General features: G+C 72.3%; 20 protein-coding genes. 4 read left to right on the plus strand and 16 right to left on the minus strand.

The window, feature by feature from the left end:
- The 8 genes from GUY59_RS40250 to GUY59_RS40285 form a co-directional block, all read right to left on the minus strand.
- A partial coding sequence (locus GUY59_RS40250) for a glycerate kinase (RefSeq protein WP_161714957.1) occupies positions 1 to 737 on the minus strand: 737 nt, incomplete at its 3' end.
- A 115-nt stretch (positions 738 to 852) separates the two neighbouring features.
- Positions 853 to 2,277: an 8-oxoguanine deaminase gene (locus GUY59_RS40255; protein ID WP_138208366.1), complete on the minus strand. Its 1,425-nt coding sequence runs from the start codon at positions 2,275 to 2,277 to the stop codon at positions 853 to 855.
- Complete coding sequence (locus GUY59_RS40260; RefSeq protein ID WP_138208365.1) at positions 2,274 to 2,744, minus strand: (2Fe-2S)-binding protein; 471 nt, start codon at positions 2,742 to 2,744, stop codon at positions 2,274 to 2,276. The genes GUY59_RS40255 and GUY59_RS40260 overlap by 4 nt, the downstream gene beginning before the upstream one ends.
- Complete coding sequence (locus GUY59_RS40265; protein ID WP_138208364.1) at positions 2,744 to 3,604, minus strand: FAD binding domain-containing protein; 861 nt, start codon at positions 3,602 to 3,604, stop codon at positions 2,744 to 2,746. The genes GUY59_RS40260 and GUY59_RS40265 overlap by 1 nt, the downstream gene beginning before the upstream one ends.
- 3 nt (positions 3,605 to 3,607) lie before the next feature.
- On the minus strand, positions 3,608 to 4,468 hold the full coding sequence (pucL, locus tag GUY59_RS40270; RefSeq protein ID WP_132337597.1) for a factor-independent urate hydroxylase: 861 nt from the start codon (positions 4,466 to 4,468) through the stop codon (positions 3,608 to 3,610).
- Positions 4,469 to 4,768 (minus strand): hydroxyisourate hydrolase, encoded by a 300-nt coding sequence (gene uraH, locus GUY59_RS40275; RefSeq protein WP_132337599.1) that lies wholly within the window; start codon positions 4,766 to 4,768, stop codon positions 4,469 to 4,471. It abuts the gene before it with no gap.
- The gene (gene uraD, locus GUY59_RS40280; RefSeq protein ID WP_138208363.1) at positions 4,765 to 5,274 is read right to left on the minus strand and encodes a 2-oxo-4-hydroxy-4-carboxy-5-ureidoimidazoline decarboxylase; all 510 of its coding nucleotides are present in this window, start codon (positions 5,272 to 5,274) and stop codon (positions 4,765 to 4,767) included. Before uraD ends, uraH begins: the two co-directional genes overlap by 4 nt.
- A gap of 107 nt (positions 5,275 to 5,381) precedes the next feature.
- The gene (locus tag GUY59_RS40285) at positions 5,382 to 6,323 is read right to left on the minus strand and encodes an NADP-dependent oxidoreductase (RefSeq protein ID WP_138208362.1); all 942 of its coding nucleotides are present in this window, start codon (positions 6,321 to 6,323) and stop codon (positions 5,382 to 5,384) included.
- Between the two features lie 178 nt (positions 6,324 to 6,501).
- On the opposite strand from GUY59_RS40285, the gene GUY59_RS40290 reads away from it, so the two are divergent.
- Entirely contained in the window at positions 6,502 to 7,341 is an 840-nt protein-coding gene (locus GUY59_RS40290) for a deoxyribonuclease IV (RefSeq protein WP_132337604.1), read from the plus strand.
- 396 nt (positions 7,342 to 7,737) lie between these two features.
- Here the strand turns inward: GUY59_RS40290 and GUY59_RS40295 are convergent, their stop codons facing one another.
- The 5 genes from GUY59_RS40295 to GUY59_RS40315 form a co-directional block, all read right to left on the minus strand.
- The gene (locus tag GUY59_RS40295) at positions 7,738 to 9,231 is read right to left on the minus strand and encodes a sodium:solute symporter family transporter (protein ID WP_161714958.1); all 1,494 of its coding nucleotides are present in this window, start codon (positions 9,229 to 9,231) and stop codon (positions 7,738 to 7,740) included.
- Positions 9,228 to 9,527 (minus strand): hypothetical protein, encoded by a 300-nt coding sequence (locus GUY59_RS40300; RefSeq protein WP_132341128.1) that lies wholly within the window; start codon positions 9,525 to 9,527, stop codon positions 9,228 to 9,230. Before GUY59_RS40300 ends, GUY59_RS40295 begins: the two co-directional genes overlap by 4 nt.
- Before the next feature lie 22 nt (positions 9,528 to 9,549).
- Positions 9,550 to 10,290: a LytR/AlgR family response regulator transcription factor gene (locus GUY59_RS40305; protein WP_132341126.1), complete on the minus strand. Its 741-nt coding sequence runs from the start codon at positions 10,288 to 10,290 to the stop codon at positions 9,550 to 9,552.
- A gap of 69 nt (positions 10,291 to 10,359) precedes the next feature.
- Entirely contained in the window at positions 10,360 to 11,496 is a 1,137-nt protein-coding gene (locus tag GUY59_RS40310) for a sensor histidine kinase (protein ID WP_138208163.1), read from the minus strand.
- Positions 11,497 to 11,561: 65 nt separating this feature from the next.
- Positions 11,562 to 12,158, minus strand: coding sequence for a molybdopterin-dependent oxidoreductase (locus GUY59_RS40315; RefSeq protein ID WP_252375230.1), 597 nt, complete (start codon positions 12,156 to 12,158; stop codon positions 11,562 to 11,564).
- Between the two features lie 238 nt (positions 12,159 to 12,396).
- On the opposite strand from GUY59_RS40315, the gene aroF reads away from it, so the two are divergent.
- Both aroF and GUY59_RS40325 read left to right on the plus strand, forming a co-directional pair.
- The gene (gene aroF / locus GUY59_RS40320; RefSeq protein WP_138208161.1) at positions 12,397 to 13,428 is read left to right on the plus strand and encodes a 3-deoxy-7-phosphoheptulonate synthase; all 1,032 of its coding nucleotides are present in this window, start codon (positions 12,397 to 12,399) and stop codon (positions 13,426 to 13,428) included.
- 134 nt (positions 13,429 to 13,562) lie between these two features.
- The gene (locus GUY59_RS40325; RefSeq protein ID WP_138208160.1) at positions 13,563 to 13,850 is read left to right on the plus strand and encodes a YiaA/YiaB family inner membrane protein; all 288 of its coding nucleotides are present in this window, start codon (positions 13,563 to 13,565) and stop codon (positions 13,848 to 13,850) included.
- A gap of 6 nt (positions 13,851 to 13,856) precedes the next feature.
- Here the strand turns inward: GUY59_RS40325 and thiI are convergent, their stop codons facing one another.
- Genes thiI through macS form a run of 3 tightly spaced genes read right to left on the minus strand, consistent with a single transcriptional unit; the run spans position 13,857 to position 16,895 of the window.
- Entirely contained in the window at positions 13,857 to 15,053 is a 1,197-nt protein-coding gene (thiI, locus tag GUY59_RS40330) for a tRNA uracil 4-sulfurtransferase ThiI (RefSeq protein ID WP_138208159.1), read from the minus strand.
- Positions 15,054 to 15,113: 60 nt separating this feature from the next.
- Positions 15,114 to 15,755 carry a response regulator gene (locus GUY59_RS47950; protein ID WP_132341114.1) on the minus strand — a complete coding sequence of 214 codons (642 nt, stop codon included), beginning with the start codon at positions 15,753 to 15,755 and terminating at the stop codon, positions 15,114 to 15,116.
- A 39-nt stretch (positions 15,756 to 15,794) separates the two neighbouring features.
- Positions 15,795 to 16,895, minus strand: a complete 1,101-nt coding sequence (macS, locus tag GUY59_RS47955) for a MacS family sensor histidine kinase (protein ID WP_252375231.1) — start codon at positions 16,893 to 16,895, stop codon at positions 15,795 to 15,797.
- Between the two features lie 119 nt (positions 16,896 to 17,014).
- Between macS and GUY59_RS40340 the strand changes: the two genes are divergently transcribed.
- On the plus strand, positions 17,015 to 17,864 hold an 850-nt coding region (locus tag GUY59_RS40340), incomplete at its 3' end, for an MHYT domain-containing protein (RefSeq protein ID WP_201761914.1).

Below are 17,864 nucleotides of genomic sequence, written 5' to 3' on the forward strand. Positions count from 1 at the left end.
ATGTCGTCATGCTCGACGGCTCCGACCAGCCCGTGCGTGGCGGTCGCCACCGCCGCCAGCCGGGCCAGGGCGCCCTCCAGGGCCGTGACGTCGCCGGGGGTGGCGCCCTTCTGCGGTCCGTAGACGGCGGCGGCGCCGTGCGGGCCGAGGAGCGGGTTGTCCACGTCGCTCGCCACCACGAACCGCACCCCTGACACGTCGAGGAATCCGGACAGGTCGATGCGGGCGAGATCTTTCAGCGCGGCCCCGCCCCGGGGGAGGTCGTCGCCGGAGGCGTCGAGCAGGCGTGCGCCGAGCGCCTGGACCATGCCGGCTCCCCCGTCGGTGCACGCGCTGCCGCCCAGCCCCAGGACGATCCGCGTGGCGCCGCGGCGTACGGCGTCGGCGATCAGCTCGCCCGTGCCGTAGCTGGTGGCGGTCAACGGCTCGCGCCCGCCGGGCAGCCGGCGCAGCCCGGACGCCTCCGCCAGCTCGACCACGGCCGTGCCGGCGTCCTGCCAGGCGTAGGAGGCGGGGACCCGCTCACCGGTGGGGCCGGTCACCTCGATCGTGATCCGCGTGAAGCCGCCGGCCACGGCCGCGTCGACGGTGCCGTCACCGCCGTCGGCGACCGGCAGTTCCACCGCGGGAACGCCGAGCCCGGCCGACACGCGGGAGGCCACCTCCGCCGCCGTCAGCGACCCCTTGAACTTGTCCGGAGCGACCAGAACAGGCTGAACCACAACGAACTCCCACATGATGGTGAACAATGTCCGGACACGCCTTCCTGCCCGGTGCGAGCCGGCGGGAAGGCGTGACTCATCATCATCACATCCGGGCGATCGGCAGGCGACGGCCGGTCCGCCCCACGGCTCACCCCTCGGGTCGCTTGCCGCGTACGTGCCGCGTCGCGCGCACGCCGCGTTCCCCGGCCAGCCGCACCAGCCGCTCGCGGGCGGCGGCGCCCGCGCGCCCGGCCGCGTCCTGGGAGACGGTCCTCAGCTCGCCGCCGGCCACCACGGTCCGCCCGCCCACCAGGACGAGGGCAGGCGGTGGCGCTGGCCCGAAGACCAGCGCGCACACGGGGTCGGGGACCGCGGCGGCGAACGGCCCGGCCACCGGCCACAGGACGACGTCGGCCAGCTTGCCCGGCTCCAGCGAGCCGAGCTCGTCCGCGCGGCCCAGGTTGCGGGCGCCGCCCAGGGTGGCCAGCTCCAGGGCCTGGCGGGCCGTGAGCGCCCGCGGGCCGTGCCTGGCCCGCTGGAACAGCAGCGCCTGGCGCATCTCCCCCGACAGCGGGGTCAGCTCGGAGGAGGCGCTGCCGTCCACGCCGAGCCCCACGTTCACACCGCGGCGCAACATCTCCGACACGCGGGCGATGCCCGCCCCCAGCCGCCCGTTGGAGGAGGGGCAGTGGGCCGAGCCGGTGCCGGTGGCGGCGAGCTTGCCGATGTCGGCGTCGCTCAGGTGCACGGTGTGCGCGAACCACACGTCCGGCCCGAGCCAGCCCAGCCTCTCCATGTAGTCGACGGGCCGCGCGCCGAACTGCTCCAGGCAGTGCTCGTCCTCGTCCAGGGTCTCGGCGATGTGGGTGTGCAGGCGCACGCCCTTGGACCTGGCCAGGGCCGCGGACTCGGTCATCAGCCCGGCGCTGGCCGAGAACGGCGAGCACGGCCCGACCGCGACCCGCAGCATGGAGGAGAAGGACGGGTCGTGATAGGCGTCGACGGCCTCGGCCGTGGCGGTCAGGACCTCGTCCAGCTCCTCGACCACGACGTCCGGCGGCAGCCCGCCCTTCGACTCGCCCAGGTCCATGGAGCCGCGCGCCGGGTGGAACCTGACGCCGATCTCGCGCGCGGCCTCGACCCCGGCCGCGAACAGGTCGCCCCGGCCCTTGGGGAACACGTAGTGGTGGTCGCTGGAGGTGGTGCACCCCGACAGCGCCAGCCAGCCCAGCCCGGCCGACGCGGCCCCCTTGACCACCTCGGCGTCCATGGCGGCCCACACCGGGTAGAGCGACACCAGCCACTCGAACAAGGTCGCGTCCTGCGCGAGCCCTTGCGAGGCCCACTGGTAGAGGTGGTGGTGGGTGTTGACCAGGCCGGGCGTGGCCAGGCAGCCGGAGCCGTCGATCCGGGTCGCGCCCCGCGCGCCGGGCGCGGGCCCGGCACCCAGCTCGGCGATCCGGTCTCCCTCGATCCTGATGTGCCCGGAGGGGATCTCGGGGCCGGTGACCGGCGCGATGTGCACGTTCTCGATCACGATGACGGGCCCGGACGGCGTGCGCGACTCGCTCATGTGGCCGCCTTCCGCCGCGCGGCCAGCCGTACCGCGTCGAGGATCTTCTCGTAGCCCGTGCAGCGGCAGAGGTTTCCCGCCAGGGCCTCCCTGATCTCCGCGTCCGAGGGCCGCTCGACGCGCGCGATCAGGTCGTGCGCCTGCACGATCAGTCCCGGCGTGCAGAAGCCGCACTGCACGGCGCCGCACTCGGCGAACGCCTCCTGCACCGGGTCGAGCCGGTCCCCCTCGGCCAGCCCCTCGACGGTGCGCACCTGCCGCCCTTCGGCCTGCCCGGCGGCGACCAGGCAGGAGCAGACCGGCACGTCGTCGAGATAGACCGTGCACGAGCCGCACTCGCCCTGCTCGCAGGCGTTCTTGGAGCCGGGCAGTCCGAGCCGCTCACGCAGCACGTACAGCAGGCTCTCTCCTTCCCACACGTTGTCGGCGCTCTCCTCGCGGCCGTTGACGGTGAAGGTGACGCGCATCAGGCGGCCCTCCTTCCCAGATGGTCGTTCCAGGCCCACGCGAGTGTGCGGCGGGCCATCACACCGATGGCGTGCACGCGGTAGGCGGCGCTGCCCCGGACGTCGTCGATCGGCGCGGCGGCGGCCGCGCACAGCTCGCCGAACCTCCTGAGCAGCGCCGGGTCGAGCGGCGCCTCCCAGTCGAGCTCCCGCGCCAGCAGGTCCTCGGCCTCGTACGCCCGCCGCGGGGTCGGCGCCGCCGACCCGAGCCCCGTGCCGACCCGCTGCTCCTCCGGGCGCAGCACGATCGCGAACGAGCACACCGCGATCACCATGGCGTTGCGCGTGCCGACCTTGGAGAAGTACTGAGGCCCCGTGGCAGGCCTGACGTGCGCGGCTCTGATGAGCTCGTCCGGTTCCAGCGCGCTGCGCTTGACGCCCAGGTAGAACTCGGTGGCGGGAATCATCCTGACGCCCCGCTCCCGCGACTCCACCTCGATCACCGCGTCCGCGGCGAGCAGCGGCGGATGGCAGTCGCCGGCGGGGGAGGCCGCGCCGAGGTTGCCGCCGACCGATCCGCGGTTGCGGATCTGCGGCGAGCCTACCGTGCGCGAGGCCTGGGCGAGCCCCGGCAGTGTGCCGCCCAGCTCCTCGATGACCGTCGTGTACGGCACGCCGGCCCCCACCCGGCAGGCGCCGCCCTCCATGCCCCACGCGCGCAGCTCGGCCACACGACCGAGGTCGAGCAGCGCGGCGGGCCTGCGCACGTCGAAGTTGAGCTCCACCATCACGTCGGTGCCGCCCTGGATGGGCACCGCGTCGGGCCGGTCCGCCTTGGCGGCCAGCGCCTCCTCCCACGTCGTGGGGCGCAAGAAGTCCATCGTCTACTCCCAGGCGAATCCGGCGTCGGGCGCGTCCTCACGCAGCACACTGCCCTCGATCAGCCCGTACGGGCGGTCGGCGGCGAAGAAGACCTCGTTGTCGTTGGCGAGGCCGAAGGGCGACAGGTCGACGGCGAAGTGGTGCTTGTTCGGCAGGGTGAGCCTGACCTCGCAGATCTCCTCGCAGGTGGCCAGAGCCCGCTCGCCCATGGCGTACAGGGTCTGCTGCAGAGAGCGGCTGTGCGTACCGGTGAACGCCTCCACCAGGCAGCGCCGTACCCGCTCGTACGACGAGCCGTAGGAGGAGGTGCCGCCCGTGTGCCGCCACCGGGCCTCGACGGCGGTGGCGAGGACCCGGTCGGCGGCGGGCGGCAGCGTGGTGTACTCGTCGACGGCGTAGCCGTGGAACTCCGATCCCGTCGAGTTGAGCAGCACCAGGTCCTTGAGCCCGGACACCACGCTGGCGCGGCCGTCGCGGTCGCGGTGGACGACGCACGTGCGCACCTCGCCGCCCTCCCGCGCGAACGAGTGCGGCCCTTCGCGGCGCCAGGCGTACTCCTCGATCTCCACCCTGGCGTGGTGGATCGACGGTTGCGAGCGGGCGAAGTGCCCGGCCAGCAGGAGGGCGAACTCCTCGATCTGGCCGATCCCGTGTCTCCCGGCGAACGCGTACACCGTGTTCTTCTGCGTGTCGGTCGGCAGCACGGCGGCGTTGTCGCCGGTCAGGTGGACGGCCTCCATGTCGCCCGACAGGGACGTGCTGACGTTGACGTCCCTGATGTGGTGCACGGGGCCGTCCTTGACGACGTGGACGAGCCTCGTCTGCGCCTTGCCGTAGCGGTTGGGACCGAGCTTGACGGCCATCTAGCTCCCTCGGTAGGTGGAGTAGGCGTACGGGCTGAGCAGCAGGGGCACGTGGTGGTGCCGGGCGGGGTCGGTCACGGTGAAGGCGATGACGACCTCGGGGTAGAACGTCTCGGGCAGGTAGCCGCCGGTGTCGAAGACGACCCGGTGCACCCCGGCGCCCGGCTCCCATCCGCTGATCCGGCCGTCGGCGTCGGTCCGCCCCTCGGCCAGGACCCTTCCTCCGTGCTCCAGGCGTACGCGCAGGCCCTCGGCGGGCAGCCCGGTGACCGCGTTCAGCACGTGCGTGGAGAAGCTCATCGCCCCTCCCTTATCAGCTTGGCCAGCCGCAGCCGCGTGATCGCGGCCAGCTCGGCGCGGACGACGTCGCGCTCGCTCTCCTCGTCGTTGCGCAGCCGGGAGGTGAGCCTGGCCAGCAGCTCGGCGCCGCTGAGGCCGGTGGCGCAAACGAGGTAGACGTGCCCGAAACGTTCCTCGTAGGCCCGGTTGCCCTCGGCCAGGGCCGCACGCGACGCGTCGTCGACCCCCGACTGCTCCTGCCGCGACCAGGCCGCCTCCGTACCGGTCGCGTCCGGCCGCTCGCCGATCCTCGGGTGCGCGCCGAGCGCCTCCAGCACGCCGGGCCACTCCAGCTCCCGCACGGCCGCGTCCGCGGCGTCGAGCAGCGCGCCGAGCTCACGGTACGGCCGCCGCCCGGCGACCTCGGCGGCGAAGGCGCGGCAGGCGCAGCAGGCGAGCAGGTCGCGCTCGGCCTCGTCGTGTGGCCGGGTGTTGAAGGCGTCGAGCGCGCTGAGCGTGTCGGACATGTCTGCAGTACACACATGCGCTACGTGCCCGGTCCATCCGTGAGAACTCCGAACCGGCCGCCCCGATGGCCGCGACTTTTGTGTCATGCTCCAAGCCCGGTCCCGCGTCAGATCGTGATCACGGTCTTGCCTCTGGCGTGACTCGCGGCGATGTCGCCCAGCACGGCCGGCGCCCGCTCCAGGGGCACCAGCGACTCGATGCGCACGCGCAGCTCGCCGCCGTCGATCAGCTCGGCCAGGCGGGTCAGGACGTCAGGGGCGACCCGGTTGATCACGTTGACGCCGCGCAGCCCTCTCCTGGCCAGGGCGTCGGGGTCGAGCGCGTGGACGACGCTGCAGATCACGCCGCCGGGGCGCAGCACTCCCACCATGGCGTCGACCTCGCCGGACGGGGTGACCAGGTCGAACACCGCGTCCACGCCGTCCGGCCAGACGGCCCGCACCTGCCCGGGCACGTCCCCCTTGGTGTGGTCGACCGTCTCGTTGGCGCCCAGCTCCCGCATGAGCTCCTCCGCGTCGGGCGCGGCGGTGGCGATGACGTACGCGCGGCGCAGGGCGGCGAGCTGCGTGGCCGCCTGCCCCACACCTCCCGTGGCGCCGACGATCAGCACAGTCTGCCCCTCGGCCAGGCCGGCGGCGTCGAGCAGGGCGCACGCGGTCGCGCAGGCCGTGGGCACGGCCGCGGCCTGCTCGGGCAGCAGGCCCTTGGGCGTGCGGGCGACGGGCCCGTCCTGGGCCACCACGGCGTACTCGGCATAACTGCCGAGCCCGCGGGCGGGGTCGGCGAAGCGGCCGTAGACCTCGTCGCCGGGCCGGTACGCGGTGACCTCCGCCCCCACGGCCTCCACGACGCCGGCGCCGTCCTGCCCCATGACGAGCGGGAATCTGGGCTGCAGTCCTTTCATGGCGCCGCTCGCGATCTTCGTGTCGATCGGGTTGTAGGCCGCGGCCCGCAGGCGTACGAGCAGCTCGCCCGGTCCTGGCGCGGGCTCCGGCAGCTCGACGAGCTCCGGCCGGGCTCCGAAGGCGGAAATGGCTATGGCGCGCATGGGCTCTCCCCCGTCTGGCCTGCGTTGGCGAACGAAGGAGGCGTTACCCGTCCGCGTACCCGCCAAAGGGACCAGGCCGTGCTCTTGGAGCAAGCTTTGTGCGCGGCCGGGGATCTTCCAGGTGGCGGGCGGTGTCGCGCGGGATGTGTCCGCCGCTGCGCCTACACTGGCGGTCATCATGACCCTGAAATCCCTGATCGGCGGACACGTGTCCGTGGCGGGCGGCCTCGCGACGGGCGGCCTGAAATACATGGCGGAGATCGGCGCCGAGATGATCCAGGTGTTCGTCACCAACCCGCGCGGGTGGGCGCTCACCGAAGGCAGACCCGACCAGGACGCCCAGCTGGCCGAGTCGGGCATCGACACGTTCGTCCACGTGCCCTATCTCGCCAACTTCGGCTCGCCCAGCCCCGAGACGCTGGCCAACTCCATCGCGATCGTGCGCCACACGCTGCGCCGCGGGGTGGCGACCGGCGCCAAGGGGGTGGTGGTGCACACGGGTTCGGCCGTGACGCAGTCCCGCGACGACGCGCTGCGCCAGACCCGCGAGAACCTCCTGCCGCTGCTCGACGAGATCCCCGACGGCGGGCCCGACCTCCTGTTCGAGCCGATGGCGGGCCAGGGCGCCATGTTGTGCGCCACGGTCCAGGACATCGAGCCCTACTTCGCGGCTCTCGACTGGCATCCGCGGGCCGGTGTCTGCCTCGACACGTGCCACGCCTTCGCCGCCGGTCACGACTTGGCGGCCGAGGGCGGGGTGCGCGAGACGTTCGACGCCCTGCACGCGATCGCCCCCGGGCGGCTCAAGCTGATTCACGCCAACGACTCGAAGGACGCCTGCGGCGCCAAGAAGGACCGCCACGAGAACATCGGGGCCGGCCTCATCGGCGAGCGGCCGTTCGCGGAGATGATGCGGCACCCGGCGGTCGCGGGCGTGCCGATCTGCATCGAGACGCCGGGCAAGGCGCCCAGGCACGCCGAGGACATCGCCCTGCTGAAGCGGCTGCGCGACGGCTGAGCGACGGCTGAGCGACGCGCGGGCCCCTGCGGCGGACGGCGTGCGCCAGAGCGGGCGAAAACCGTAACCGGGCCGCAGACCGTGATAGGGACGCCCGCTCGCGGGATCCGGCGCCCCCGTGGCCCGGATCGCGGGGCCGGCTCTCACGGCCTCAGCGGGCGCCCCCTCACAGAACGGCGTGGCGGGCCCTACCCCCCGGTCAGGGCCCGGCCGCCGCGGCGACCTGCGGTCGCCGGTGATTCCGGCGCATCAGATCTGCTGTGAGCCTTGCGGCTCGTCCCTGATGCGCCGGGGTGGCTATCCGATGCCGAAACACTACGGTCGCGATCTTGCGGGCGAAACCCCGTTAACGGACAGCTCGTCGAACGGTCTGTAGTCATCGCCATACGGAGAGTGCTAATGCGATGAGCGGTCGCCGTGCTGCGACGAGCGGCAGTCTGGGGGGCCCGCGCCCGGCTCGGGCACATGCATCGTGGCCATCATCCGACCCACCCCGCTCGGTACCCGACCCGGCGTGACCAGGGAAATCATGACCATGGCGGCGAACGCCACCGGCACCGCCACCAGCGCGGGATAGGACGCCGGCTCCCCCGCCCGCACGCCCGCCTGCTCGCTCAGCACGAGCGTGGCGGTCACGCCACCCCCCAGCGCGAACCCCGCCGCCACCCCGGCGTCCGTCAACCGCCGCCACCAGATGCCGAGCACGAGCATCGGGCAGAACGTGGCGGCGGACAGCGTCAAGCCGACCACGACCAGCGCCACCGACTCCCGCGGCGTGCTGGCCGCGGTCAGGGCGAGCGCCGCCAGCAGCACCAGGGTCACGGCGGCACGGAAGGACCGCGCGCCGGCCGGAGGCACGCACGCCGACACCGCGCCGCCGACGGCCACCAGCACGCCCACCATGGTCGCGAGCAGCGCCGCGAACGCCCCGGCGGCCAGCACGCCGGTGAGCACCTCCCCGGCGGCCCCCGGCAGCATCCTGGCGGGCAGCAGGAGCACGATCTCGTCCGCCGCCGCGTCACGCGCGTGCCGATGCCCCAGCACGCCGTACAACGGCGGCACGAGGGAGAACACCGCCAGCATCACCTGGGCCGCGACGATCGACCGCCTCGCTCCACGGGCGTCCCTGTTGGTGTAGACGCGGACGATGACGTGCGGCAGCCCCATCGTGCCGAGCGCGCACGCCAGCAGCACGGCCAGCACCCCGGGCAGCGACGGGTCGCCGGCCCCCGCCAGCCCGGCGACGCCGACCCGGTAGGAGCCCTCGAACAGGGCGACCGGCCGGGCGCCCGACATCCACCAGCAGATGGCGCCGACGCCGAGGAAGACGACCAGCTTCAGCCAGAACTGCGAGGCCTGCAGGCTCGTCACGCTCCCCAGCCCTCCCGCGACCGCCACGCCCAGCGTCGCAGCGCCCACGGCCGCCCACCCCAGCCACGGCGGCAGCCCGGTCAGCAGCCGCACCACGATCCCGGCGGCGTGCAGCTGCGCGACCATGAACGACAGCCCGATCACCAGGAGAAAACAGGTGGTGAACGGGCGCAGCCGGGCCGAGCGCAGCCGCCACCCGGCGAAGTCGGGCAGCGTGTACGTCCCCGAGCGCCGCAGTGGTGCCACGACCAGGGCCAGGATGACGACGAACCCGGCGGCGGCCCCGACGGGATACCACAACATCGGCCCGCCGTGGGTGGCGATGAGCCCGGCGGTGCCCAGGCAGGCCGCGGCCGAGGTGACCTCGGAGGAGATCGCGGCGCCGTTCCACCAGGGCGACACCTCCCTGGCCGCCACGTGGAAGTCGGCGAGCCCGCTGGAGCGGCGCGGCCGCGCGGCGCCCACCATCACGCCCAGCACGACGACGAAGGCGATCCCGGTGAGCACCGCGACGGTCATTTCTCCAGCCGCTCCGCCCGCCTCAGCTGCACCACGGCCAGCCCCACCCAGGCGGCCTGGGCGGCCAGCGACAGCGCCACCCAGACCTCGGGCGCGGGCACCCACATGGCGATGACGGGCACCCCCGTCAGCACTGCGGCGACGGCGGCCACGGTCAGCATGGCCTGCCGTAACTGGCGCCTGACGATGGCCGGCACGTCGGGCGGGACCTGCCGGCCGTCGGTCTCGGCCCGCCGCCGGCCGCGCCCGAGGGCGACGGGCCGGCGCGGCACCACGACGCGGCGCTCCGCCGTCACCGGACCGTTCCCCGGCCGGCCGTCACGAGATCACGCCTCTGTGCTGGCGTACGAGCTGCTCGCGGACCTGGCGGCTGTGCCGCCTGCTGACCTGCAGCGTCTCGGTGCCGACGGTCAGCGACACCCGCCCGCCCTCGAACCTGAGCTCGGTGACGTGCTTGGCCGACACCAGCGTGCTGCGGTGGATGCGGATGAACCCGGACTCCGACCAGCGTCGTTCGAGCGCGGCCAGCGACATGCGCACCAGGTAGCTGCCGTCGACGGTGTGCAGGCGCACGTAGTCGCCCTTGGCCTCGGCGAACCAGACGGCCTGCTGCGGCACGAAGCGGGTGCGGCCGCCCAGCTCGACCGGGATCACGTCGTCGTGGCCGGGCTCGACGGCGGGCGAGGCGGCGGCCTCCAGCCTGCGCACCGCCTCGGCCAGCCGCTCGGCCCTGACCGGCTTGAGCAGGTAGTCGACCGCTTCCAGCTCGAATGCCTGCACCGCGCACTCCTCGTGCGCCGTGACGAACACCAGCCGGGGCGGGCTGGGGAAGCCGCCGACGAGCCGGGCGAGATCGAGCCCGTCGAGCCCGGGCATCCGGATGTCGAGGAAGACGCCGTCGAGCCGCTCTCCCGCGCCGATCATCTGCACCATGTCCTGCAGTGCGGTGACGCCGTCGGCCGCGGTCGTGACCTGCTCGATCCGGTCGTCCTGGCGCAACAAGTAGGCGAGCTCCTCCAGAGCCGGCACTTCGTCGTCGACGGCCAGAACTCTCAGCATGTGCACCACGCTGCCGTAGAAAAGCAGAGGCCACAAGAGGCAAGCGAGCTTAGCGTAATGAATTGACTACTATGCGCTAAGTTGCGTCTTCGGTATGCACAGCCTCACCTTGGTGCCGGCGCCCAGTGCGGTTTCCACGACGAGCCCGTAGCCGTCGCCGTAGATCTGGCGCATCCTGAGGTCCACGTTCGCCAGCCCGATGCCGCCGCCCTCGCGGGCGGGCTCCTCGTCGAGCATGCGCCGCGCGCACTCCGGATCCATCCCCGCGCCGTCGTCCTCGACGGTGATGTGCGCCTCGGGGCCCGCGTCGCGCACCACGACCCGCACCTCCCCGGCGCCCCCGTTGCCGCGCATGCCGTGCTTGATGGCGTTCTCGACCAGTGGCTGCAGGCACAGGAACGGCACGGGCACCGGCAGCACCTCCGGCGCCACCTGCACGCTGAAGCGCAGCTTGTCGCCGAAGCGGGCACGTTCCAGCAGCAGGTAGCGGTCGACGCAGGCCAGCTCGTCGGCGAGGGTGGTGAAGTCGTTGGCCCTGCGCAGGGCGTAGCGGGCGAAGTCGGCGAAGTCGAGCAGGAGTTCGCGGGCGCGGCGGGGGTTCGTACGGACGAACGAGGCGATCGTCGTGAGCGCGTTGTAGATGAAGTGCGGCGAGATCTGGGCGCGCAGCGCGCGCATCTCGGCCTCCAGCGCGCGTTGCCGCGATGCGTCCAGGTCGGCCAGCTCGAGCTGGCCGGAAACCCAGCGGCCGACCTCGGTGACGGTGCGCACGAGCGCGGAGCTGACCTCGTCGTCGTGGGCCGCCAGTGTGCCCACGACCGCGCCGTCCACGGTCAGCGGCACCACCACCGCCGCGTACGGCTCGCCGGGGAACACCTGGGCCCGTCCCGCGGCCAGCGTGGCGCGGGCGTGAGCGAGCACGTCGCCGCAGGGCGGCCCGTCCCAGGCCAGCACCGCCTCGGCCGAGGTGATCGCGACGGCGTGGGTGCCGAGCAGCGTGCGCAGGTGCCGGACGGCCTTGCGGGCGGAGTCGCGGCCGAGCCCCGCGCGCAGGGCCGGGGCCGCCAGCGCGGCGATGTGCAAGGTGGTGAACGTCGCCTCGTCCGACCTGCGGCCCCGCGGCAGCACGTCGCGGCGCGACCGCGTCCGGGCCAGCACGTAACCTGCGACGAAGGCCGGCAGGAGCAGCGCCACGCCAGTCAGCATGCGGGCCACCGTAGCCAACAACGCACCGTGTCCGGGGCGAAACCGTATGTGAGAACGATCTCTCGCTACGGCGGGCCCTCGCCGGGTTCCTCCTGGTAGGAGTAGCGCTGCTCGCGCCAGGGGTCGGCGACGTTGTGGTAGCCGCGCTCCTCCCAGAAGCCGCGACGGTCCTCGAGGAGGTATTCGATGCCGCGCACCCACTTGACGCTCTTCCAGGCGTACAGATGAGGCACCACGAGCCGCAGCGGGTAGCCGCGGTCGGGGCTGAGCGGCTTCTCGTCGAGCTCCATGGCGAACAGCGTGTCGGGGGCGGTGAAGTCGGACATCCGCAGGTTGGCGCTGTAGCCGTACTCGGCCCAGATCATCACGTGGCGCACGCCGGGGTCGGGCGGGGAGGCGCCGATGATCGTGGTGGGGGCGACGCCGCGCCATTCGTTGGCCATGAGCGAGAACTTGGTGACGCAGTGGAAGTCGGCCAGCCGGGTCGTGCGGGGCAGCCGCTCGAACTCCTCCCAGGTGTAGCGGTGCTCCTCGCCGGTGGCGGTGGCCCCGAACACGCGAAAGTCCCAGTTGCCGGGCTTGAAGGTGGGGACCCTGCCGTAGTGGATCACAGGTCTGCCGCGCGGGACGTACTGGCCTGGAGGCAGGCGCGACTCCTCCACGATCACTCCCCTCACCGGTCTCGCGTCTTGGGCCATCCTGCCATCGGACCGGCGATGCCTCGTGGGCGGGTGCGGTGCGCTACGATTGGGGTCTATGCGTACAGCGTTCTGGTTTTGGTATGGCGACGGACCCGAGTCCGTTCGCCATCTGACGCTGCGCTAGCAGACAGGCGAACGAAAGGCCCCGGGTCCGTGAGGACCCGGGGCCTTTCGTGTTTTCAGGCAGAAGGAGAAGCAGATGGTGATCGTGATGGGCCCCGAGGCCACGCCGGACGATCTCACCTCCATCGTGTCGGTCGTCCAGGCGGCCGGGGTCGAGGCTTTCGTCAGCAAGGGCGTGCGCCGCACCATCGTCGGCCTGGTCGGCGACGTGACCCAGCTCGACGCGGCCGGACTGCGCGGCATGCCGGGAGTGCGCGACGTGATGCGGGTGACGACGCCGTACAAGCTGGTCAGCCGGGAGAACCATCCGGAACGCTCCACGGTCCACGTGGGCGGCGTGCCGATCGGCCCCGGCACCGTGACGCTGATCGCGGGACCGTGCGCGGTGGAGACGCACCAGCTGACGCTGGAGGCGGCCAGGATGGCGCAGTCGGCGGGGGCGGTGCTGCTGCGCGGCGGGGCGTTCAAGCCGCGTACGTCGCCGTACGCGTTCCAGGGGCTGGGCGAGGCGGGCCTGCGGATCCTCGCCGACGTGCGCGAGGAGACCGGGCTGCCGATCGTGACGGAGGTCGTGAACGCCCAGGACGTCGAGCTGGTGGCGTCGTACGCCGACATGCTGCAGGTCGGCACCCGCAACGCGCAGAACTTCTCGCTGCTGCAGGCGGTCGGCGCGGCCGGGCGCCCGGTGATGCTCAAGCGCGGCATGAACGCCACGATCGAGGAGTGGCTGATGGCCGCCGAGTACATCGCGCAGCGCGGCAACCTGGACATCGTGCTGTGCGAGCGGGGCATCAGGACGTTCGAGACGGCGACGCGCAACACGCTCGACATCTCGGCCGTCCCGGTGGCGCAGCGGCTGTCGCACCTGCCGGTGATCGTCGACCCGTCGCACTCGGGCGGCCGACGCGACCTGGTGCTGCCGCTGACCCGCGCGGCCGTCGCGGTCGGCGCCGACGGCATGATCATCGACGTGCACCCACATCCGGAGCAGGCGCTCTGCGACGGCCCTCAGGCGCTCGTCGACGCCGACCTGGGCGAGCTGGCCCAGGTCATGACCGACCTCCCCGCGCTGCTCGGCAAGTCGCCCGCGGCCGCGGTCGCCGCCTGACCCGACCGCCGTCCGCCATCTGCCCCGAGCCTGCGTGAGACGGCCGGCCGCGCCACAAGCGCGCCGGCCGTACTCATGGGCGAATGAGTACGAATCCCCATGTGACGGGTTTCTCGCGACGCCACGATGAGCGCATGACCAAGCGTCTTCAACCCACGCAGACCAGCGCGTTCTATGCCCAGGCGATCCTGTCGTTCGCCGTCTCGATCGCCTCGGCGACGATCGCCCTGATCCACCTACCCGCCGAGGGGTGGATCAGGGCCTTCCTCGCCCTCGGACTGCTCTATGTCGTCACCTCGACGCTCACGCTGGCCAAGGTCGTGCGCGACCGGCAGGAGCTCTCGGAGGTCGCCAACCGCGTCGACCAGGCCAGGCTCGACAAGCTGCTGGCCGAGCACGACCCGTTCAAGGTCGACGCCTGACCTCCGCTAGAGGGTGTACTCCTGGATCGAGTCGGCGAGCTGCACGCACAGCTCCTCGGCGTCGAGCCGTTTCTCGATCTGCTTCAGGTCGTCGATCTTGGCCCGCGTCTCCGCGCGCTTCGGCGCCAGCAGGGAGCAGCAGTCCTCGTCGGGCAGCTCGGAGATCTCCAGCGTGCCGAGGCGCCGGGCCTCGGCCATGATCTCTGTCTTGTCCCAGCCCACCAGCGGCCGCAGGATCGGCAGCTCCACCGCGTTGTCCTGAGCCGTGATGTTGGTCAGGGTCTGCGAGGAGACCTGCCCGAGCGCGTCTCCCGTGATCAGCGCGGCGGCCCGGATGCGGTGGGCGACCTCCTCGGCCGTCTTCAGCATGAGCCGGCGCTGCGCGATCACGGCCAGGCGGTCCTGGCCGGAGGTGCGGATCGACTGCTGCGCCTTGCCGAACGGCACCACCCACAACCGCGAGCCGCCCTGGAACCTGTCGAGCTTGCGCACCAGCGCGTACGCCTTGTAGATGGACTCGCTGGTCGTGAACGGGATGCCGGAGAAGTGCAGGAAGTCGACGTGCAGGCCGCGCCGCATCATCCGGTAGGCCGCCACCGGCGAGTCGATGCCGCCCGACATCAGCACCAGCGCCCGCCCGCTGCTGCCGACCGGCAGGCCGCCCTGGCCGGGGATGCCGTCGGTGAAGACGAACACCTCATCCCTGTCGACCTCGATGAAGACCGTCAGCTCGGGGTTCTTCAGGTCGACGGGCAGATTGTACTCGTCGTTGATCGCGCCGCCCACCAGACGGTCGAGCTCGTTGGAGCGCAGGGGGAACCGCTTGTCGCGCCGGCGCGAGCGCACCGCGAAGCGGGCGCCGCGCTTGGCCTCCTCGCTCTCCCCGACGAGCTCGAGCCCGGCCTTCAGCACCGTCTCGGGGTCTTTCGCGACCCGCCAGGCGCGGTGGATCCACACCAGCCCCGGCACGTCGGCGACCCGCTCGGCCACGGCCGCGGCCTGCTCGGCTCCGGCGCCCTGGGGCAGGAAGATCGCGATCACGCCGTGCCGCCTGCGCACGTCGACCTTGGTCCCGAGCGGCTTGAGCGCCTCGCGGATGTTGCCGATCAGACGGCGTTCGAACAGCTCGCGGTTCTTGCCCTTGAGGACGATCTCGCCCAGCTTGAGCAGCACGCACGGCTCGCCCAGGGCAGACATCGTCATGGTGGACCTCCGGGAGATGGGGAAAAGGCGTGTTGGTGCCAACGTCGCGCGCCCCCGAGTTTAGTCCGCGTCGAGGCCCCGCTCGATCGCATATCGCACCAGCTCCACCCGGTTGTGCAACTGGAGCTTGCCGAGGGTGTTCTGGACGTGGTTCTGCACGGTGCGGTGCGAGAGCACCAGCCGCTCGGCGATCTGTTTGTACGACAGCCCCTTGGCGACCAGCCGCAGCACCTGGGTCTCGCGCTCGGTGAGCCTCGGGCCCTCGGCGGGCGCGGCCCGCGCGGCCAGCCGCCGGTATTCGCCCAGCAGCAGACCGGCCAGTCCGGGGGTGAACACGGCGTCGCCCTCGGCCGTCCTGCGTACGGCGTCGAGGAACTCCTCCCGGCTCGCCGACTTCACCAGATATCCGGACGCGCCTGCCTTGACCGCCTCCAGCACGTCGTCCTGCTCGGCGCTGGCCGACAACACCAGCACGCGCGGCGCCGGCTCCAGCCCGGACAGCCCGGCGGCCACCTCGTGGCCAGGCATGTCGGGCAGCCGCAGGTCGAGCACCACCAGATCGGGCCGGACCGCACCCGCCACCCTGACCGCCTGCCGCCCCTCCCCCACGGTGGCCACGACGTCGTAGCCGGCCTCGGCGAGGTCTCTCGAAATCCCGTCACGCCACATGGGATGGTCGTCCACCACCATGACCCGCACCATGACCGCCACTCTAGGCCGCCCCCTCTCCCGGCCGCGACGTCATGCCGGGAGGGTGATCTCGACCTCGGTGCCCTGTCCAGGGACGCTGACGATCGAGACGTCACCGCCGACCTCGGCCATGCGGCCACGGATGGAGCGGGCGACCCCCAGGCGCCCCTCGGCCAGCGCCTCGTCCAGCCGCCCGTCCGGGATGCCGGGCCCGTCGTCGCGCACGCTGACCGTCACCGTGCCCTCACCCGGCTCGGCGAGCACCCACGCCCGCGCCGACGCCCCGCAGTGTGTCCTGACGTTGTCCAGGGCGGCGCCGACGGCCGCCGCCGCCTGCTCGGCCACCGGCGCGGGCAGGACGAGCGGGGTCGCCGGGGTGGAGACCGTCACCTGGGACGAGGCGTGGCGAAGCAGCAGCGCGCGCAGGTCGGCCGAGCCCGGTGCGCCGCTCCCGCCGGGATCGCCGGCGACAAGGCGGCGTAAGGCGGCCTCCTGCTCACCGGCGAGACGGCCCAGTTCGGCTGCCTCGCCCCCGAGCCGCCGGCCACGCCGGTGCACCAAGGCGAGGACCTGCAGCACGGAGTCGTGGATGTCGCGGGCCAGGCGGTCGCGCTCGCGCTGGGCGGCCTCCATCTCGACGGCCCGCTGCATACGTTCCTCGGCCTCCTTGGCGAGCCGGGCCACGTGGCCGACCACGACGCCCGACAGGAAGAGCAGGACCGCGCCGTTGATCAGGAGGGGCACGTCGGGGGCGCGCACGCGCAGCCACAGGTCGGCCGCCGCCATGACGACCGCCGCCACCGCTCCCGCGCGCCTGCCGCCGTGTACGGCCCAGGCCAGCACGGGCCCGGCCACCCAGGTCGCGGGGACGGGTGTGATGCCCTCCTCACCCTGCGCCGCGCCCTGGACGTACGGCGAGGCAAGCAGGCAGGCCAGCACCACGAGCAGGTCGAGCACGAGCAGCGGCCACCGGCGCAGCGCGGCGACGGAGTGGGCGAACGTCGCGGCCGCCGTCCACGCCACCATCACGCCGATGACCAGCCAGCCGAGCACCGGCTGCTCGTAGCCGCGGTTCTGCGCCATCAGCACGATCGCGTAGACGAGACTCGCGACGCGGAAGACGGCGATCGCCCGCCAGAACGGCCCTTCGATAGCCCTGAGCCCTTCTCATGTTTCCGACACAAGAAATTGACAGATAGTTACAGTATCCATGCGAAAGGGACATTCCCGATGGCAGAATCCGGGGACCCCTAATGCAAGGAACGCGATAGATGACCTCCGCTGTGAATCATTTCACCTATGGGCCGCTCACGCCGCTGCTGGCCTACGTGATGTCGTGCATCGGGTCAATGCTCGGCCTGCGCCTCACCGCGCAGGCCCACGCCTCGCGTGGGGGTTCCAAGGTGCGGTGGCTGCTCGGCGCGGCCATCTCCATCGGCGGCACGGGCATCTGGGTGATGCACTTCATCGGCATGATGGGCTTCCAGGTGGAAGGCACCCAGATCAAGTACGACGTGTGGCTCACCGCGGCCTCCGCGGCCGTCGCCATCATCGTCGTGGGCACCGGCCTGTTCCTCGTCTCCTACGGCCGCGGCCGGCTCCTGGCGCTGCTCGGCGGCGGTCTCCTCACGGGGCTCGGGGTGGCCTCCATGCACTACCTGGGCATGTACGCGATGAACATGTCCGCCCAGGTCTCCTACGACCGCGTCACCGTGGCCATCTCCGTGGTCATCGCCGTGGTCGCCGCGACGGTGGCGTTGTGGTTCACGCTCCGCGTCAGGAAGCCCATCTGGATCACCGGCGCGGCCTTGGTCATGGGCGTCGCCGTGTCCGGCATGCACTACACCGGCATGTACGCGATGCACGTCACGGTCGACTCGCAGCCCGCCGTGGTCACCGGCGCCGACGCGCTCGACTTCCTCGTGCCGCTCATGACCGTGATCAGCCTGATCACCCTGACCATGCTCCTCATGGTGATCCTCTCGCCGTCGGAGGAGGAGCTGCACGAGGACGCCGAGCTCCTCGCCAAGCTGGAGCTGCGCCGGCGCACCGCGCAGCAACAGCAGCAGCTCGCCTTCCCCGCCCCCGGTGTCGCGCCGGCGTCGATGCCGCTGGCCGGGT

The organism is Nonomuraea sp. K271, assembly GCF_009908215.1.
GTDB lineage: Bacteria > Actinomycetota > Actinomycetes > Streptosporangiales > Streptosporangiaceae > Nonomuraea > Nonomuraea longispora.

Bases quoted from the DNA above. Each gene is read 5' to 3' on its own strand.
- GUY59_RS40255 (WP_138208366.1), bottom strand. From the start codon at position 2,277: ATGAGCGAGTCGCGCACGCCGTCCGGGCCCGTCATCGTGATCGAGAAC.
- GUY59_RS40260 (WP_138208365.1), bottom strand. From the start codon at position 2,744: ATGCGCGTCACCTTCACCGTCAACGGCCGCGAGGAGAGCGCCGACAAC.
- GUY59_RS40265 (WP_138208364.1), bottom strand. From the start codon at position 3,604: ATGGACTTCTTGCGCCCCACGACGTGGGAGGAGGCGCTGGCCGCCAAG.
- pucL (WP_132337597.1), bottom strand. From the start codon at position 4,468: ATGGCCGTCAAGCTCGGTCCCAACCGCTACGGCAAGGCGCAGACGAGG.
- uraH (WP_132337599.1), bottom strand. From the start codon at position 4,768: ATGAGCTTCTCCACGCACGTGCTGAACGCGGTCACCGGGCTGCCCGCC.
- uraD (WP_138208363.1), bottom strand. From the start codon at position 5,274: ATGTCCGACACGCTCAGCGCGCTCGACGCCTTCAACACCCGGCCACAC.
- GUY59_RS40285 (WP_138208362.1), bottom strand. From the start codon at position 6,323: ATGCGCGCCATAGCCATTTCCGCCTTCGGAGCCCGGCCGGAGCTCGTC.
- GUY59_RS40290 (WP_132337604.1), top strand. From the start codon at position 6,502: ATGACCCTGAAATCCCTGATCGGCGGACACGTGTCCGTGGCGGGCGGC.
- GUY59_RS40295 (WP_161714958.1), bottom strand. From the start codon at position 9,231: ATGACCGTCGCGGTGCTCACCGGGATCGCCTTCGTCGTCGTGCTGGGC.
- GUY59_RS40305 (WP_132341126.1), bottom strand. From the start codon at position 10,290: ATGCTGAGAGTTCTGGCCGTCGACGACGAAGTGCCGGCTCTGGAGGAG.
- GUY59_RS40310 (WP_138208163.1), bottom strand. From the start codon at position 11,496: ATGCTGACTGGCGTGGCGCTGCTCCTGCCGGCCTTCGTCGCAGGTTAC.
- aroF (WP_138208161.1), top strand. From the start codon at position 12,397: ATGGTGATCGTGATGGGCCCCGAGGCCACGCCGGACGATCTCACCTCC.
- GUY59_RS40325 (WP_138208160.1), top strand. From the start codon at position 13,563: ATGACCAAGCGTCTTCAACCCACGCAGACCAGCGCGTTCTATGCCCAG.
- thiI (WP_138208159.1), bottom strand. From the start codon at position 15,053: ATGACGATGTCTGCCCTGGGCGAGCCGTGCGTGCTGCTCAAGCTGGGC.
- GUY59_RS47950 (WP_132341114.1), bottom strand. From the start codon at position 15,755: ATGGTGCGGGTCATGGTGGTGGACGACCATCCCATGTGGCGTGACGGG.